Below are 17,388 nucleotides of genomic sequence, written 5' to 3' on the forward strand. Positions count from 1 at the left end.
CTGTATATCTATTTTCCTTATAAAAAAACAATCTCCTAGGAGATTGTTCACAAAAAACACATATTAATATAATTACATATTTACCACCTTAATAACAATAGTTACCTTTCAATTTCCATTATAAAAAGAAATATTATAAAAAAACTAGGAACAATAAGCAGTACTTTCTTCTGGAAAAAACCATTTTCCTATTTTACAAATAATAGTTACAAAATCCACTTTTTTATAGTAGATTTAAACAGGATAAAATACCTATCATGTTCTAAAATATGGTAGATTAAGAAGAGAAACCACAGGGAGTGTTTATATGAAGATTGAAATCGGAGAATCATTAATGCTGTCTTGGCTCAAACATATAAAGAAGTGCCAAACAGCACAATTAAATTGGAAAGCTTCTACCCATTCATGGGAGCTACATAATGAGGAAAAGATAAAAAAAATCATGAATGCCACCATGAAGTATTTTATGGAAAAACATAATCTGAATATCTACAAAAATACCACTTCACATTTGCAGCTGTTGCAGCAAGGTGAAATTGATGTACTTGGACTAGAGGTTAAAGCGGGCAGCATTGCCAATATTTATGGTGTAGATGTCGCTTTTCATGAATCCGGTCTCAACTATGGTAGCAGTATCGGAACAATCGAGAGAATTATTAAAAAAATGATCCACACTGCATTCCTTATCCATGGGTACTTTAATCTATCAAAAGGAACGATCATTTTTGCTTCTCCTAAAATACATAAAGCAATTTATGAGCCACTCAGTGGATCCATTGATTTATTAAATAAAATTTTTAAAGTTTTTGAATTAGACTTCACCTTCGTCCTTTATGGAAACCAAGAATTTAGAAACGAAATATTTGAACCAGTTGTCAATCAATCAAAATCGGTAGCAGACACATCTGAACTGTTCTTAAGAAGCAGTCAAATGTACAATCTATTTTCAGATACAAAACTAGAGAATACATCAACTACTACTATTGAGATAAAACCACAAAAAACTAGTTCTATAACTTCAACAGAACCAGTTAAAAATGATATCAATCACCTAAAAATAGGGGCATTGGTCCGAAATGAATTTGATAGACTTATTAGAAATAATTTGTTATCTGGTGAGATGATTCAGCATTTGTTAGACGAGAAGTACTCCAAATTGACCTTTGATGTTAACTATCCAATCTTAAGAAAAATAAATACTGACCAAACTACCTTTGATCAGAGAATGATCAATGGCTATAGCCGGTATTGGTCTACAATTTATAAGATAAATGGACAACGATACTTTATATGTAATGACTGGTATGAAAAAAATAGAACAAAATTTATAAACTGGGTTGATCGGTTAAAATAAGAAAACAAAAAAGAGTCTATAAAGAATAATTATAGGCTCTTTAAAATGGTTTAGGTTAAATAAGTTTATTATGTAAACTTTGTCCAAACTACAAATTTCCACTTAATATACTAGTTAACACATTTAAGCAAAACATTAGCTACCTTAGAAGTTACAATGTTTCTTTACTTTGTTCAAATACCTCCCTATCACTTACCGTCATTTGTTCTAGCCATTTATTTAATAAACGTAACTTTATTTCCAGGTTTAACCTCTGCCGTTTTCCAACCAGCCATCAACCATGAACGTGCATGACTGTGAGTTCCTTGAGATTCATTCGCCCACCATGCAGAATATTTATATGCAGATGCAGGCAATTTAAACTCTAGTATATCTTCCATTTCATTCATTGATAATGTAAGACTTGATACGTCTTTCTCCTTTTTACTAAGAGATTGATATAACCTTTCATATTTCCCCTTATACATAGTGTCACTCCATTCATAAATATAATAAAATTATTGCTCAGTCATAAGTCCATGCTATATAGTTACCACTCTCAATATTTGACTTGTTAAAAAGCCTAAAAAGCAGTTCTTATAGGCTGGTTTGAACAAATATTTAATTGACTTTTTCTATCCCAGTTTTCTTTTGTTGTCTTATCTCAACGATCGTATCGAGATAACTGGCAAATTCTGATTCCGCCGAGTACGATAAACATAGATATTCCTTTGCCCTCGTCATTCCAATGTATAGCAGTGATACTTCTCTTTCCTTGTTCTCCTCGAGCGGAAATGGCATGGAATCGACATTGACGATAAAAACAGCTCTAAAATCCAATCCTTTACTGCTATCGATGGTACTAATTTTAACTTTCCCATCATCTTTAGCATAAGAGCGTTTTGAGACGTCATTTTCCGTAATCCAAAAGTAAGGTAGTCCTTCATCCTTCAAGGATCGCTTAATAATATCAATAATAGGATATTTATGTGTCCTTTTAACACGGTAAAGAATCAAGACGTCCTCTAGCGGGACTTTTTTCTCCATATGTAATTTTTTTATAGAGCGAGCAACAATCCTCATTTCCTCAAAGAAATTAGCTGCCTTGACGATACCAGGTTCTGGTCCTCTCCTCTTGGTGCTCTGAGGTGAAATAATCTCACCCTCTAGCTCACGATTAACCACTTTATTTTTAAACATCGAATGCTTGCGGTAAAATTCCCAAGCAAATTTTACTATCTGCTGCGTGTTCCGATAGTTGATGGACAGAACCTTTGATCTACCTTGGAAACTTAAGCCTGTATCCTGCAAATAGGAACGCTTCCGTTGATAAATAGTCTGAGCGCGGTCCTCAACCAATAACAGAGATTGTGTATCTGCATTAATTAACAAACTAACTAGTCGGAGCCAGTCAGCCTCAAAGTCTTGCCCTTCATCAATCAAAACTGCGTCATATGTAGGTAGAATTGCTTCATTTCTCTCTAATTTTTCTATGATATCCGGAAGCTGCTGCTCTCTTATCCTTAAATCGTTCTTTAACCAAGAGTGAAAATTCCTCACTATAATATTCTCATTTTTGACAGACTTCGCATTCGGATCAAAATCAAATAAATCCTCTGGCTCATTGAGCATATGGTGAATCATTTGTTGGATCGCATTTGAAAGAGAGATATTGTAGCAGAGAATGAGAATCTTCCAGTTTGGATTCTGTTTTGATAACATCTTTGCTCGACTTGCTAATATAATCGTTTTACCACTTCCAGCAACTCCACGTATTAAGCGATTCTTATCCCCTATCTGTTTAGCTAAATTCTCCTGGTGCAGATCCATAGTCTTAATATCATGTAAGGATAACAAAAGTTGGTCCTGGTATGGTACAGGTGGTTTGAATTCAGCACTAATCCGGACCTCAGGAAATAAGTGATATCTAATTGCATTAATGTCCTCAATGGAGAGCGGTTCCTTTAATCGAAAAGGAACCACAAACATATTGAGGATTTTTTCCATTAGTACTTCTTCTGAAAACCCCTCTTTATCTGGATCAATTTCATCTCTAGTTAAACTTAGATTAGGTTCAATAACGGAGTACAAGCCGTCTTTAATGAATTCACTTGAAAACATTCGTGTAAAAACGACTCCATGACCATACGGAAATTTTAGTCTCAATTTATACTTCCCATCGGCTTCAATAAGATTTTTATCTTTTTGTAGAACATCAACAATTCTAAACATATAATCCCTAGCTTGTTTCATTGGGCTCGGAACAATTGTTTGATCTCCTGTAAATGCTACTAAATGCCATTCATCATGATTAATCTGAAAAAGTGTATTCCTCGTATAATCTTTAACTTCTAAAACAACAATGCCAAGGTCTGGCCCAATAATGACAAAATCAGGTCTTCTCCCTTGAATTTCAGGTTCAAAGTAAACGATATAATCATCTGGCAGGAAAGTTTTAAGCGTTCGAAAAAACAGTCTCTCTCCGGCTGTAGCAGATGATCTAATTGTCTCAGGAATCGTTATAGCCATAACAACCGCTCCAAAAATTGCAATTTTCTCCATTATACTACAATTAGGTCATTTCACCCATAATATTACAATAAACTTCTAATTACTTACGATTTATTCGATATTCTATGACTACTTTCTACCAAAATTAACAAAAATCCCCCAAAAGTATTGTATTTTGCTTTATATTATTTTATTAATAGTAGTATAGGAAAATAAGACCAGATAAAAATGTTAAGACTCACAGAAAGTAGAGTGAATGAATTGTTCAAAGGAATAATAGAAAAGCTATCTAAACTTACCCAAACTACCATCACGTCACAAAATCAATCAATAAGCCAAGCAGAAGTTGAAGCTCTTGTAGAAGCAAAACTAAAGGAACATGCTGCTGCGTTAGAGAACACCATGATGGAACAAGATAATAACAGAAACGGCTCTATTTCTGAAGAAGATTATACTCTAACAGCTAAACAAATCGATTACGCTCTTTCATTAGTTGAAAAGGTTCATGCGGAGTTTGAACTGGCGATTGATCCTTCTAAGCTTACTATCAAGGATTTAAACAGATTAATTGCTTATAATCGCTATAAAAATAAGGGTACTCTTATTAATCTCGTGAAAAAGGGTGTTCTTAAAAAGAAATAACCATAAGAACATCGGTTCAAATTAAGGTTGTCCGTAAACAGTTTTGCACAGTGTCATTCATTTCAGTTAAAATAAAAGTAAGTTCTGAATAAACAAAAAAAAGACCGGACATGCAGCAACATGTCCGGTCCAGCAATAGACGGTTCCCATCAGGGATCGGCTCATTCGGGAAAATAATCCACCTGGTTGCCAAACTCAAGGGTGGATTATTTTTTTGGTTAAATGACAGTATGGCTACAACTAAACTAGCAAACGCAATCGTAATCAAAAAGTTTCAAAAACTGTCATCCAGCATCACGGAGTGTGCCGACCACCCTTGAGAAATCCTATTCTATTGCACTTCTAGTATATCATAAATGCGCCTATACCAGAACGTATATTCGTAAAATTATAATTTAATAAATACTTTTGAAATAATTAACGTAATGGTGATCGTGCCTTCCGTTCAAAGTGATAATGTATCCGATATTCACAAATCTCCTTTGTCCATTCGTATAAAATGTCTTCATCTTCTTTTACTACATCAAGGTTAATTTCAAAGACATCATTTTCATAGGTAATCAATCCCTTAGAACTACCACTCCACTTTGTCATCGGCATGGTAGCAATCAGTTTGCTAACCCCTTTTTCATCATAATCCCATAATTTTTTGGCTCCCTTATCGGAAAAATCAATTCTTTTGCGATGTTCTTTTTCCATAAGGTAGTGATGACAGAAAGGTGCTACATCTTTTGAAGATATAGGCTTGAACCAGTTAGATTTTCCGCGTTCGAGCATGGCTAATAATACAACCATCTTATAACTTTTAGCCATCCCTGTTTTTTCTACTTCGACTAACCAATTTTCGTATTGGTCAAATATTACAATCTCTCGCTCAGTTAATTCCTCTGCCCATTTTAGAAAACCAAAATAAGAACTAAATTCCTGTCGATATTGCGGTGAATCCGCAGCTCCCTTTAAATGTAATTCCAAATAGGTAGGTCTTTTTCCGATATCCCTCTTTAAATCCATATAATCTTGGAACAGCTTCTCTCTTCTCGGTTGTCGCTTTCTATTCATTTCTTTGAGAAGGTCAATGACATTAACATCCAAATCAATCTCACAAAAAGCCGGTAATGTTGGTTGGATGTTTCTAGGTTTACCCTCATTAGGTTGTGTATCAAATAATCCTAATTTAATATCCGCATTACGATAATTTCCAATTAGGTCAATAATTACACACTTTTCCTTATCAGGATGCAGGCGCAGTCCACGACCGATTTGTTGTGTGAATACTGTCAATGATTCCGTCGGCCGGACAAATAAAAGCGTGTCTACGGCTGGTATATCTACACCTTCATTGAAAAGGTCTACAGTGAAAGTAATATCTATTTCACCCTTTGCAAGTTGCGAAATAGCCTGATTTCTACTTATGCCAGTCTGTTGGGAATGCAGACTAACGGTATGATAGCCTTGGTTATTAAAATAGTTTGATAAATAGTCGGCTTGTCTAATAGAAGAACAAAATCCCAGTGTTCTAGTCTGCTTCTTTTCTTCCCACGCATGTAATATCTTTTCAGCTAATTCTTCTCTTAATTGAACTTGCAATAATTCCTCTTCGGCATACCGATTTCCTAGCCACGTTATTTGACTATAGTCTGTGTCGTCATAGACCCCATAATAGGTAAAGGGTGCTAACCATTGACGGTTAATCGCTTCCAAGAAATCTAATCTGAATGCAACGTTCCCATCACAAAGCGCATATACATCCTTATTGTCATTTCGGTCTGGCGTGGCTGTGATCCCGAGTAAAAATTTCGGCTGAAAATAATCTAATGCACGTTTATATGAGTCCGCAGCGGCATGATGAAATTCATCCACAATGATTAAATCAAACTCATCCGCTCTAAATTGCTCAAGGTGTTTTTTAATACTTAGTGTGTAAATCGAGGCAAATATGGCATCTGCTTCACCTTCTTTTATCTTGCCATTGTAAATACCATACTGCTTTTCAGGCATAATTCTCTTAAAAGAATCTCTTGCTTGGTAGAGAATTTCCTCTCGATGAGCAATAAAGAGAATCTTCGTAAAGTTTTGGGCAAAGAATCCAGCCAAATAGGTTTTCCCCAGTCCAGTAGCCATCACAACCAGGGCTTTATTGTATTCTTCTTCTAAAGTTTTATTTAACTCTTCAAGTGCTTCAATTTGTGCAAAACGAGGCAGTATCTCTCCATAAGAAACCCACGGTTCCAATACGACTTCGGGCATTTCAGGACTATCCTTTTTTGCAGGAAGCATTAATTCTTGTTCTTCAAGTTCAGTCCATTTTCGAACTAGATTTGGATGGTTTCGCTGATACTCATAATAATTAACTCTATACGCTTCGAGGGTTTCTTTATTTAAAGGAACCGTTTGCTCAGAGTAGAAAATAGTAAGAAATTCCTTTAGAGCTTCATCAAAAACTTCTTTTTCATCACTCACAGAAATATTCCATTCGATTCCTTGATTCAAAGCAGAATTTGAAAGATTGGAAGAACCAACAAAGAGAACATCATGTTCATTTGATTGAAAAAGATATGCTTTTGGGTGAAAAGAAGAACCATTACTGTTCCATAATCGAATGCTAATAGGCTCATCAATCGAAAGCAGTTCTTCTAAAGCCTCTGGCTGCGTAATGTACAAATAATCACCTGTACAAATCTTAATATCCACTCCATTTTGTACAGCTTTCTTCAAAGCATTTTTAATAACCTTGACCCCTGATTTCATTACAAATGAAGACAAAACACAGACTGTATCTGCCTCTTCCATTTTGCCAATTAAATGTGTACCAAGGTTTCTTGTAATTAGTTGAATATTACTCATCCTCAACCTCAATTAAAAAGATTTTATCTTTAAATCCACCACGCTTTTTTGCCTTTTCCTGCCGTACTTGTTCCAACTTTTCAATGTTCGCTCCATGACATTCAACAAGAGCATGGATAATTTCCAAGAGGTCAGCTAATTCTTCTATTGCGTCTTTATTATTTTCTGCATTTATGTATTCATTAAGTTCCTCAAAGCTTTTTGTTTTTAATTCTTTTATGTATTCTTTATTATCTAAAATTCTTGTAGTAAATTTTTTCCCTGTCTTTTCAATTACCTCTGGAATGCGATCTCTAACTAATTTGTTATAAACAGGCATATGATGTTACCTCCAATTTTTCTTTACTAATTAAGTGTTCAAATATGTGTAAAATAAATATTTATTGAGTTGAATTTACTATAATCCCATATCCATTTGTTCATAACCTTTGTTATATTTTCTTAGGTTATCTAAATCGTATTTTTTAATAAAAAATTGAAAGTCTTCATTATTATTTAATAACTCATCAGAAATATCATAAAAGTCATTTTTTATATCAATTCTTTCTAATAGTTCATCTTTGTTAGGAAACTTTAATTTATTGTCAACAAAGTTTTTTATAAATTTTTCATACACTTCTTCCTTATTTATGTCCCCATTTTCAAATTCCCTTTTTAACAATCGATCCTCACTAAAAATCTTCGATTCAAAAGATTTTTCAGCATATGCTAAGGTTAGTAGATATTCTATAAGGTCCGTTCTGGAGTCTTCAAGTACTTGGCTCAGAGATTTAGCATTTTTATCTTGATTTTTTTTATATGCCATAAACCTATTTTCACCTAAATTTATATCTCCCTTTAAAAAGTTTAAAAATTCAAGTTTCATGGTGTTAACCCTACTATCATAGTCATCTTTCTTAGAGGCTTCTATCAATAATCCAAACCTCCCAATATCTAATAGTAATTCCTTATCGAGGGCTTGAAGTTCTTTTTCAAAGAAAGTCATATCCTGAAAACTTCGTATATCATCATTGGTGAATATATTCCAACTGCTTAATAACCTTTCTTTATTTGTAGTAAGATGACTATAAAATGGTTTTAAATTTATTTTTTTATTTTTTACCTTAATACCAAATAATTGTCTCTTTAATATTTTATAGTTATTTCTGTATATGTTAACTTTACGGAGGTTTGATGGATCAATAGGAGGATTTTCTTCTAATTTTTCTATTGCATATTTCAATTCTTGTGAAACACCGTCCTGATGCAAATTAATTATTTTCTTGACAGCATCAAAGGGATTACTTATTGATTCAATTTTTTTATTATCTATTTCAGGTGAAAATAAAGAATAAGTTGGAAATCTAGTAATTATCATTTCTACAACATTTTTATCTCCAAAAAATCCATTTGGGAAATCTGATGGCTTTTCTCCATTATCCAATTGTGCAATTCTTGGAGAATAAATTAAACAGTTATTATCCACAATTAAGATAGACATTCTAATACTATCAACTAATTGAACTGTTATTGCATTTTGATTATTAATAATTAAATCGAGGGCATCACGATCACCGAATCCAAATCTTATTGCTTCATCTCCTTTTTCACAGTACACTTCGCATAATGAAATGTTTTTCATTTTTTTTGTGTTAATAATGGTTTCAATTTCCCATTTATAAAAAGCTGGTTTAACAAAAAGTATCCTATGATTTGCTTGATTAATGAACTCCAAGACTTTTTCATTTGTAACCTTAACAAACTCAAATTCCAAAGACATAGTCATCCCATCCTTTATTTACATTGATAAAATAAAAGGTAAAATGTTTATTTGTTAAGAGTCAGTAAATTACTGACTCTTAACATTTTCATTATTTAACTAACACCCAACGCTTTAAAAACCGAATCAATCGGATCTGAATAAAATATAGGTTGAACCTTAATTAGCAAATCTGAAGGAACGGTTTGGAAATCAACAACTGAAGAAGCAGGGATTAATACCTTTTTCGCTCCTGCGTCAACACATACCTGTAAGACGTTTGCTAGTTCTTCGACCTTTTCTATTGTTCCACCCACCGTCATGTTCCCTAACACAACGGTACTTTCTTGAACTGGCCTCTCTAAAGCGCCCGAACATAATCCAATCAACTCGGCAACAGCTAATTGACGTGTTAATCCTATTCCTTGTAGGTCTGCAATATGCATAAGGTAATCCTTGGTTTTAATTGAAATCGTACCACTTATACTTCTACTGTTAGCGGTAAAGTAACGGTATGCAGTATCTAAACTTTCCTTGACTCCTCTGTTTGTCCCAACCCCTGATTTTTCAAATTTACCTGAGCCAGAAACTACCTGATTTTCAAGTTTGAAGACACCAATCATACCGGATTCACCGACACCGACTGTATAAACGTGTCCTGGTTTACCCATCCCTTCTGGAATTAATTTGCCACCGCCTTGTTCAGGGACGGATACATGGTCTTCTTGTAAGGATTCTTTGTGTATGTAGGAGAACATAACATCATAAAATTCCATTCCACCGATTTTCTTTAGCTGTTCTTTTACTCGTCTACGACCTTCAAGGGCATATTGAAGAACTTCTTCAACATCCTCTCTGGTATATTCCCCATGAGGATACAATAACTTCATAAGCCCTGAAACTGTTTTTCTAACTCCAATTACATCACGTTGGTTTAAATTGTTACCGAGCTTAAAGTATTGGTCAATCGCATCTCCAAAGGATCGCTTTCTCATTTCTCTAAAAAACTCAGCCAAATAATCTACAATGAACCCGTAACGATCTGTAAAGAAATCAGGTCGCATTTTCGGTATTTCCCATCCTGGCAAATAGTAATGCATTCGATCAAAAAATGCTGAGTCATTTGCCATTTCTTCTGGGAATGGTGCAAATAAATGTGATGTTTTAATTAAAGAATCGACGCTTTGATTGATATTCCCAACGAAAACCATGGAAGCAGAGGCAGCCTTCTCTTCTTTTCCTCTGGCAAATGAACCACTGGCCATGTAATCCTTCATTATTTGAATACCGTCTTTATCTTTAAACCTTATACCCGCTACCTCATCAAACGCTACAACATCCCACATACCAACCAAACCAACTGTTCTTGAAGACATATTGTAGAAAAGATTGGCTACGGTGGTCTGTCCACCTGAGACCAAGATTGAGTTCGGAGATATTTCCTTGTATACATGGCTTTTACCCGTTCCTCTTGGCCCTAATTCACACATATTATAGTTGTTTTCTACAAGTGGTACGAGTCTTAAAAGTAGATGCCATTTAACACGATCATTTAGCTGAGTAGGCTCCATTCCGGTAGAACGAACAAGAATGTCAATCCATTCATCTTTAGTAAATTCTTTTCTTCCCTCAATGATTTCATTTAGATCCATGTTCGGCATCTGGATTGGTTTGAGATTACTTATGCTAAAAGGACTCATATTCTTCTGCTCTTCATCGTAGTAGTAGTCAAGTTTCAACATACACCAGATGCCTCCAGATAGTAACTTGTCAAATTCCTTCACGTAATTTGAGGAGATGGGAACGTCTTTTAATCCTAAATTTGAAAACTCTGCTTCATACATATCTTTCTTCGGGTTTAATCGAACAGTTATTTTATCAATGACAGAATATTGACCGATTTCTCTTACCTTGCTTTTAATCTTTTCCGCTTCATCAGGTCTTACAAAATTTTCAGAAAGTATTTTCTTAACTCTTGCTACTCCTTCTTGAATACTGTCATCATCGTCAGTGGCAGCATACATACCTAACAAATATTCAAGTACATATACAGGTACGTTCGCTCCTTCTTTAATGAGCTTTGTTAAATCTTTTCGAACAACGCGCCCTGCAAATACAGTATTAAGTTTTTTATCTAATTCAAGTGTATTTACTTCATTTACGTTTTCCAAAGGCATTTCCCTCCCTTATCTTAGAAATCGAAGTCACTGATAATACCCAAATTAATGTTAAATGGGATCTTTTCCAGGATGACCCCTGTCTCTACATCTTTTATTGTTAAAAGATAATGTTTGTTTTTGTCATAAGAAATGGTTTTTAAAGCAAATCGGAGTTTAAATGTCCGTTCTTCAGGATTTTCTGATGTTCGATCCCCGATAATCGTTTCTTCATTAGAAATGACACTACCATCTTCAGCTGCCATATAAATCAATACCGATCTCGGAATAACTTTATCTTCTACTCTTTCTGTTTGGAAGAAAGACAGGTGGAATAAACTATTCGTAATTTTTCGTGTTGAACTTGTCATTTTGATATCCACCTTTATAATTTCTTTACTGTTCGCTTGTCCTCTTCGGATGTTTTTATATTTAATTAAAGGCACAACTACTTCTTGAAGGCTTGCTCCCCCATGGACAAAATTCACTCCAGATCCTTGTATTTTAAATCGAATTGTTGCTTTTGGAACATAGACATTTAATTGATTTTCATTTTGAATAACGGAAGCCAAATTTATATTAAGAATTCCATCCATCTGTCTTTTTACTTTTGACAGCATATATCTTCTTTTCACTTCAACTATCTGAATATCCTCTTTTTCAATCTTATCACTTTCAATTAATGCGTCCCTTTGATAGACAAATCCATGGTCAGCCGTAATTAAAATATTGGTTCCGGATAGATCGTCTCGAATAATCTTTGTCAAAGTAGATATTTCATCGATTGCTCTTTCAACCGCATCAAACGTATAAATTTCAGTCGAAGCCTTATCTCCCATTGCATCAATCGTATCGTGATAAATGTATATGAGTTTTTTACCTTTAAAATATTCTCTTCTTCCCGCTTTGTTCATCGTCAACATTTCTTGTGCATGTATCGCTACGCTATCTGCAACAGTAGATTCAATAATATCCTTACGATTTTCAATTCCACTTGATGACTTTCCATCAACTAATACTCTTGCATTTTCATCAATGTCTACCACCTTATGCGGTAACAAGGAAGCCATGCCGAGTTTGGTAACAGATGGAACAACGCTAAGTACTGCTTCTATTTCACAAGCACCTAAGGTTTCTGCATTTAGCTTTTCAGCAATTTCAACCCCAACCTCATAGCGTAAAGCATCCGAAATAATAACAAATATCCGTTCTCCCTTATACACTTTTGGAGCAACATATTGCTTATAAAAATCTTGTTGATTCGATATGCCGGGCAGAACCCAATTGTCTTTCATATCTGATTCTACTGCCATTGACCAATGGGAGCTTAGATCTCCCATATACCAATTTGTATATAGATTTTCCACCATTGCTTTTAACTTTTTCAGGATTTCACTGTTAGGCTCATTATCAAAAGCAACGTAAAATTTACGATAATATGTATCCATAACATAATACTCATTAACATAACTCTTCCACATATCAATAGCAGCTGCATTTGGGATTCGAGAATTGTATTTCTTGTAAAATTCATACATTTTTACTGTATAGAATAACGCCTCATAGATAAACTGGAAATTTTCATAAAAATGCTTCACTCGTCTTAAATTAATAAGTTTCGTATATTCTTCATAATCTTCATGCGATGCTTCGAGACTGTTTGCAATATAGATTATGATTGCTTTATCGAAATATGGGAACGTATCTGCATTCTTAAAGGATTCAATTGGCAATTGTCGGACAATATCATCTAATTGGATCTCTCGTTCTACAATTGCAGCTAATTCATTGTAAATAGTATAATCGACCTTATGATGCATCCAATGATCAATAAAGACTAAGCTATTCGACTTGTTTCTTTCAGCAATAAAACTCTTCACATTTGAAAGTAACGATTCTTCAATTGAATAGCTGAGTGTTGTGACAGTTAAATGCATGAATAAAGTCTTCAACGTATGATTTTCTCTATCGTAGCCATACAAGTTAGAAACGTATTTCCAGAACACGTTAATATCAAAATACTTCTCCATTGAAGCAATGTATTTGTTTTCTTCCTCTGAAAGACTTTCTTTCAAGACCGTTTTAAGCACCTCTTCAAAATCAGGTGTTTTTAAACTACATAGAACACTCATAATCGCAATTTCAATCGTCTCTTCCGAAAATACCTGTGTCCCATAGGACTTAAATTTTTGAGTGTGCTTTTTATTGAAAAACTTCTCGAATTTCTTTACAACGACTCTTAGTGATGGATCAATTCCTAAGTCATCTAAAAGCAAAGAAATTTTGTCAGCATAAAACGTTTTTGAATAGTAAACCGTATCAATAAGCCAGTTTTCTTCCACACTTAAATCGTCATTGGTATAAACGAGGTAATGAGAAGTCGTATCCTCCTCTTCGAGCAGATATTTTGTGTAGAAATTATTCTGCTCTGTTAATTGATGAACCTTAACATTATCAATAGATATTTGATTGATTTCTTCAACAAACTCTCTATCCTTATCTACCCAGAAAACAACCTTTCTTTGTTCACCATCATTCAGTGGTTCGCTAAACGTGGTCGTTAAAGTAGAAATCACCTGATCTAAATTCAAACCACTCACCCCTTTATAACAATCTCCATAAAACAAGGATACACCAGTCATAACTGGCATATCCTCATGACTGTTATACTATTTTTGCTACAAGCCCTTTAAACTTCTCATAATTAACCGCTACACCATCATCTAAATCAATCTCAATTTGCATATCTGCCATATGGTGCAACAATTCATCGTACTCTTTAAGCTCTTCAATTTTCTTGTCTAATGTCTTCAACTCCTTCTTAGCATTGCTGATTTCCTTAGTGGTATAATCGCCCTCAATAATGCTCAATAAATCCTTCTTCTCCGCATCAAGGCGAATTTGATATTCGTGTAAATAGTCAGTACGAATACGAGATAAAGTTGTCTTATCATAACGGTGCATATAAATTAAACAATTAAATGCCTTTTGTTTTCCAGAAGTAAATAACCAATAAATCGGTCTCTTTTTATATGTCTGAACATGATCCTTATAAAAATCGTTTATGAAATAACGTAGTAATGTTTCCTTTGCAGTTTCTCCTTTTTTACATCCAATTGCATCAGCAATAAATTCAAGATTATCTTTAAGTTTTTCTTTTCCAAACATAACCCTTACAAAATCAATAAATTTCGTTACTATATCTTCCTCAAAATAAGCACCAGATAAAATTGGTAGTATATTGTCATCAACCGATTTGAATTTATTATAGTAGAAAGAATCAAATTCACGAGAAGCAAAAATTATCCCTTCATTATCTAACGAATAACGACCTAACATACAACCTATTGCGTAAGAGATAAAACTCTTTATATCTCTTTCTAAATCAGCCTTTTGGATAGTTACTTCCTTGTCCTCTACTCTAAACGACAACTCGTTTTGTAGACCATATAATTCAATAAAAATACGGTTTAACTCTTCTTCATTCGCTTTAAGTTGATTAAATTGTTGTTCTCTGTATAATTTCCATTCCTTGTATGATGATTCTATTGTTTCTGAATCTCTTTTAAGGCTAATAATTGGATGTTGTTTAAAATCCCATGAAGTTTCAAAATCATCCCAATCATTTTTCGAAATTTCAATACACTTTTTTGTTATATTATTAATTTTAGCTTTTATATTTTCATCATCTGTAACTTTAATAGGCAAAACATTAATGCTACCTGCTTGAAAGTTTAAGGTTGGGTTGATGACTTGTAAAATGGTATGAATAACCTTAGAGTTCATTAATGCAATAAAATAGAGTAAATTTGATTTATCAGTAAATGCAGTGGGACATCCTGAATTAAATATGTATCCTTCTGGGGTATATCTTATTGATAATTTTGCAGAGCTTACTCTTGACCAATTAAATCCTTCTCGGAAATAAAAATCTCTTGATGGCAAATGATTGCCCATTTCAAGTAGTTCTTGATAACTCTTTTCGTCATATGCTAAAACGTATTCATAATTTCCATACCATCTTCTAAACGCACCTCCTTTTGTATGTAATGCCCATTTTAGGTTATTATTAAATATATCCTCTTTGCATTTTGCATTAAAGCCAATTCGATTAATTTCCACCTCAAACCAATATCTTAAAAACCTTTCATTGTCTCCAGAATCCAATCCTACTCTTGCATTTGCATAATCTTTAAATGTTTTACTATTTTTAAAAACATCAAAATAAACCTCTGACAACCAATAAGCAATTGGACTACCTGGTATTTTGTTAAAATTCTCTTGGTTTGGATAATATCTGTTCTCCAAATTGAAATATTGGCTTTCCTTCTGATCTCTCCTACTGTAGCAATAATCTGTTAATCTTATTGCTATCATCCCATTTTTCATAATAGAATTTCTATTTACCCATGATACTATAGGATTGTGACCAACTTTCCCATCAAACAACTCCGTTCCAAAATCAACCAGTGAACTAAATTCCATTTTTTCAAGAATCATTTTTCGGAATTCCTCAAATCTCTTTAAGTACATCCATGAAGTTGTTGTAATAAAAGAAATAAATCCATCTTGTTTTGAATAGCTTTCAATTGACTTTTGATACATAACCATAGATAAGTCAGATTTTGTATCAGGGAAATTTTTCTTTACATAATCATTTAATAAAGGACTCATACGTGAATTTCCTAAATAAGGTGGATTAGTAATTACTACATCATACTTTTCTGTCATTATTTGAGCTTGTTTTATTAGTCTTGGCATTAAATCCTTTATTTCACTCAGTAAATAATTTTGAAATAAATCACCAATCTCCTGAGAAGTATACTGCAATGCTCTATATAGTGAATTAAAATCCCTTGATTCTATTTTTAGAATTGAACCATATTCCTTGGAGTTTTTAAAAACGTCTATTAAATAAAGAGCAGTTTCCAAATCCTTTTCTTCTAAGTTAATTACATCCTTTATATTTTCATTGCTGAGCCTATTACTTTCAACAATTGAATATAAATTCAGAGTAATATTTTCATCAAAAATACGTCTATTATATTTTCTTGCTTTCATTACTAATGCAAAACATGCCAATTGATAAGCTCGATCATCTATTTCCAAGCCATACAGATTTTTTTGTAAAATTAACTTTGCGGCCTCTCTTGGTAGATACCCCTTTGATTGATAAATTTGCATTAATACTTCAAAAGCATACACAAGAATATGCCCACTACCCATACATGGATCTAAAACCTTTATATCTTCAGGATTATATTCACTGTATTGAAGTCTAATCGACTCATTTTGTTCAACTATACTGATAAGATAATATTTCCAACATTCTTGCAAACTTTCATTAGGATGTCCAGATAACCATAATCGTCCAATTGAATTTTCAACCATATATTTTACTGCCCAATCTGGTGTAAATAATTGTGTGGCCGCAGGTAGCAGCTCTTTGGGAATCCTGCCTTTAGACATGTTCCCATCATATACAAGTTCATTTAACTCTGTATTATAGTATTGATACAACCAACCAATAATCTCAACTTCGTCCCAATCGGTTTCTGAAATAAAGCCTGTATCAGTCATCTGACGAATAAATGATTCTTTGGTTAATAACCCTTCTGGAAATAGAATTTCAGAGTAATCATCAATTTTTTCAAACATAAATGGTAGGAACCGATTAAAGTCATTACAATGCTTTATAATTAAATACTTGAACAATTCTTCCGTTTCATTGTTTAATTTTAAATTATAGATATGCTCTCTATCTAATTCGACTTCTAAATCCAATTCTAATGCCTCATTTAGCATGTCTGGATCAGCACTATTTGGATTTGAAGATGACAACACTCTTACGCCTGTTGGCAGATAATCGTTTACTTCCATAAAACGTAATGCTGTAAAACGGTTAAACCAATTATAAGCAACTTCTTCCATCACTTGCTTAAAACCTAATTGATTTATACGAGCAATTAACTTATCTCTTTGAGTTTTTTCTTCTTTTGAAAGCTGTCTGCCATCGATAAAGATGGCATCCGAGCTTTCAACGTCTGCTTTTTTAATTGTTTCTTCTGTAATTCCAATCTTCATTGCCTTTGCTGCAACTTTTTTCAAGAGCTCTTTTCTGGCACTTGTCGCAAAGGTTTTCAGAGCTGATTTATTCATTCCGA

General features: G+C 33.6%; 10 protein-coding genes. 2 read left to right on the forward strand and 8 right to left on the reverse strand.

Annotation, left to right across the window (positions count from 1 at the left end; genetic code table 11):
- Positions 1–307 precede the first annotated feature (307 nt).
- The gene (locus ACN6MT_RS19345; RefSeq protein WP_419887585.1) at positions 308–1,354 is read left to right on the forward strand and encodes a hypothetical protein; all 1,047 of its coding nucleotides are present in this window, start codon (positions 308–310) and stop codon (positions 1,352–1,354) included.
- Between the two features lie 215 nt (positions 1,355–1,569).
- Here ACN6MT_RS19345 and ACN6MT_RS19350 read toward each other — a convergent pair whose 3' ends face one another.
- Both ACN6MT_RS19350 and ACN6MT_RS19355 read right to left on the reverse strand, forming a co-directional pair.
- Positions 1,570–1,821, reverse strand: coding sequence for a DUF7662 domain-containing protein (locus ACN6MT_RS19350; RefSeq protein ID WP_419887586.1), 252 nt, complete (start codon positions 1,819–1,821; stop codon positions 1,570–1,572).
- Positions 1,822–1,954: 133 nt separating this feature from the next.
- The gene (locus ACN6MT_RS19355; protein WP_419887587.1) at positions 1,955–3,862 is read right to left on the reverse strand and encodes a 3'-5' exonuclease; all 1,908 of its coding nucleotides are present in this window, start codon (positions 3,860–3,862) and stop codon (positions 1,955–1,957) included.
- 234 nt (positions 3,863–4,096) lie between these two features.
- On the opposite strand from ACN6MT_RS19355, the gene ACN6MT_RS19360 reads away from it, so the two are divergent.
- The gene (locus ACN6MT_RS19360; protein ID WP_419956487.1) at positions 4,097–4,486 is read left to right on the forward strand and encodes an ABC transporter ATP-binding protein; all 390 of its coding nucleotides are present in this window, start codon (positions 4,097–4,099) and stop codon (positions 4,484–4,486) included.
- A 417-nt stretch (positions 4,487–4,903) separates the two neighbouring features.
- Here ACN6MT_RS19360 and ACN6MT_RS19365 read toward each other — a convergent pair whose 3' ends face one another.
- From ACN6MT_RS19365 to pglX, 6 genes are all read right to left on the reverse strand, one after another.
- Positions 4,904–7,330 carry a DEAD/DEAH box helicase family protein gene (locus tag ACN6MT_RS19365; protein ID WP_419887588.1) on the reverse strand — a complete coding sequence of 809 codons (2,427 nt, stop codon included), beginning with the start codon at positions 7,328–7,330 and terminating at the stop codon, positions 4,904–4,906.
- Positions 7,323–7,649, reverse strand: a complete 327-nt coding sequence (locus ACN6MT_RS19370; RefSeq protein ID WP_419887589.1) for a phosphoribosyl-ATP pyrophosphohydrolase — start codon at positions 7,647–7,649, stop codon at positions 7,323–7,325. The genes ACN6MT_RS19365 and ACN6MT_RS19370 overlap by 8 nt, the downstream gene beginning before the upstream one ends.
- 78 nt (positions 7,650–7,727) lie before the next feature.
- Positions 7,728–9,089 (reverse strand): hypothetical protein, encoded by a 1,362-nt coding sequence (locus ACN6MT_RS19375; RefSeq protein WP_419887590.1) that lies wholly within the window; start codon positions 9,087–9,089, stop codon positions 7,728–7,730.
- 95 nt (positions 9,090–9,184) lie between these two features.
- Positions 9,185–11,239, reverse strand: a complete 2,055-nt coding sequence (gene brxL, locus ACN6MT_RS19380; protein WP_419887591.1) for a protease Lon-related BREX system protein BrxL — start codon at positions 11,237–11,239, stop codon at positions 9,185–9,187.
- A 20-nt stretch (positions 11,240–11,259) separates the two neighbouring features.
- Positions 11,260–13,815 (reverse strand): BREX-1 system phosphatase PglZ type A, encoded by a 2,556-nt coding sequence (gene pglZ / locus ACN6MT_RS19385; protein WP_419887592.1) that lies wholly within the window; start codon positions 13,813–13,815, stop codon positions 11,260–11,262.
- Between the two features lie 73 nt (positions 13,816–13,888).
- The gene (gene pglX, locus ACN6MT_RS19390) at positions 13,889–17,383 is read right to left on the reverse strand and encodes a BREX-1 system adenine-specific DNA-methyltransferase PglX (protein ID WP_419887593.1); all 3,495 of its coding nucleotides are present in this window, start codon (positions 17,381–17,383) and stop codon (positions 13,889–13,891) included.
- Between the last annotated feature and the right edge of the window lie 5 nt (positions 17,384–17,388).

The sequence above is a fragment of the Neobacillus niacini genome (assembly GCF_048572935.1).
Taxonomy (GTDB): Bacteria; Bacillota; Bacilli; order Bacillales; family Cytobacillaceae; genus Neobacillus; species Neobacillus niacini.

Bases quoted from the DNA above. Each gene is read 5' to 3' on its own strand.
- ACN6MT_RS19345 (WP_419887585.1), top strand. From the start codon at position 308: ATGAAGATTGAAATCGGAGAATCATTAATGCTGTCTTGGCTCAAACAT.
- ACN6MT_RS19350 (WP_419887586.1), bottom strand. From the start codon at position 1,821: ATGTATAAGGGGAAATATGAAAGGTTATATCAATCTCTTAGTAAAAAG.
- ACN6MT_RS19355 (WP_419887587.1), bottom strand. From the start codon at position 3,862: ATGGCTATAACGATTCCTGAGACAATTAGATCATCTGCTACAGCCGGA.
- ACN6MT_RS19365 (WP_419887588.1), bottom strand. From the start codon at position 7,330: ATGAGTAATATTCAACTAATTACAAGAAACCTTGGTACACATTTAATT.
- ACN6MT_RS19370 (WP_419887589.1), bottom strand. From the start codon at position 7,649: ATGCCTGTTTATAACAAATTAGTTAGAGATCGCATTCCAGAGGTAATT.
- ACN6MT_RS19375 (WP_419887590.1), bottom strand. From the start codon at position 9,089: ATGTCTTTGGAATTTGAGTTTGTTAAGGTTACAAATGAAAAAGTCTTG.
- pglX (WP_419887593.1), bottom strand. From the start codon at position 17,383: ATGAATAAATCAGCTCTGAAAACCTTTGCGACAAGTGCCAGAAAAGAG.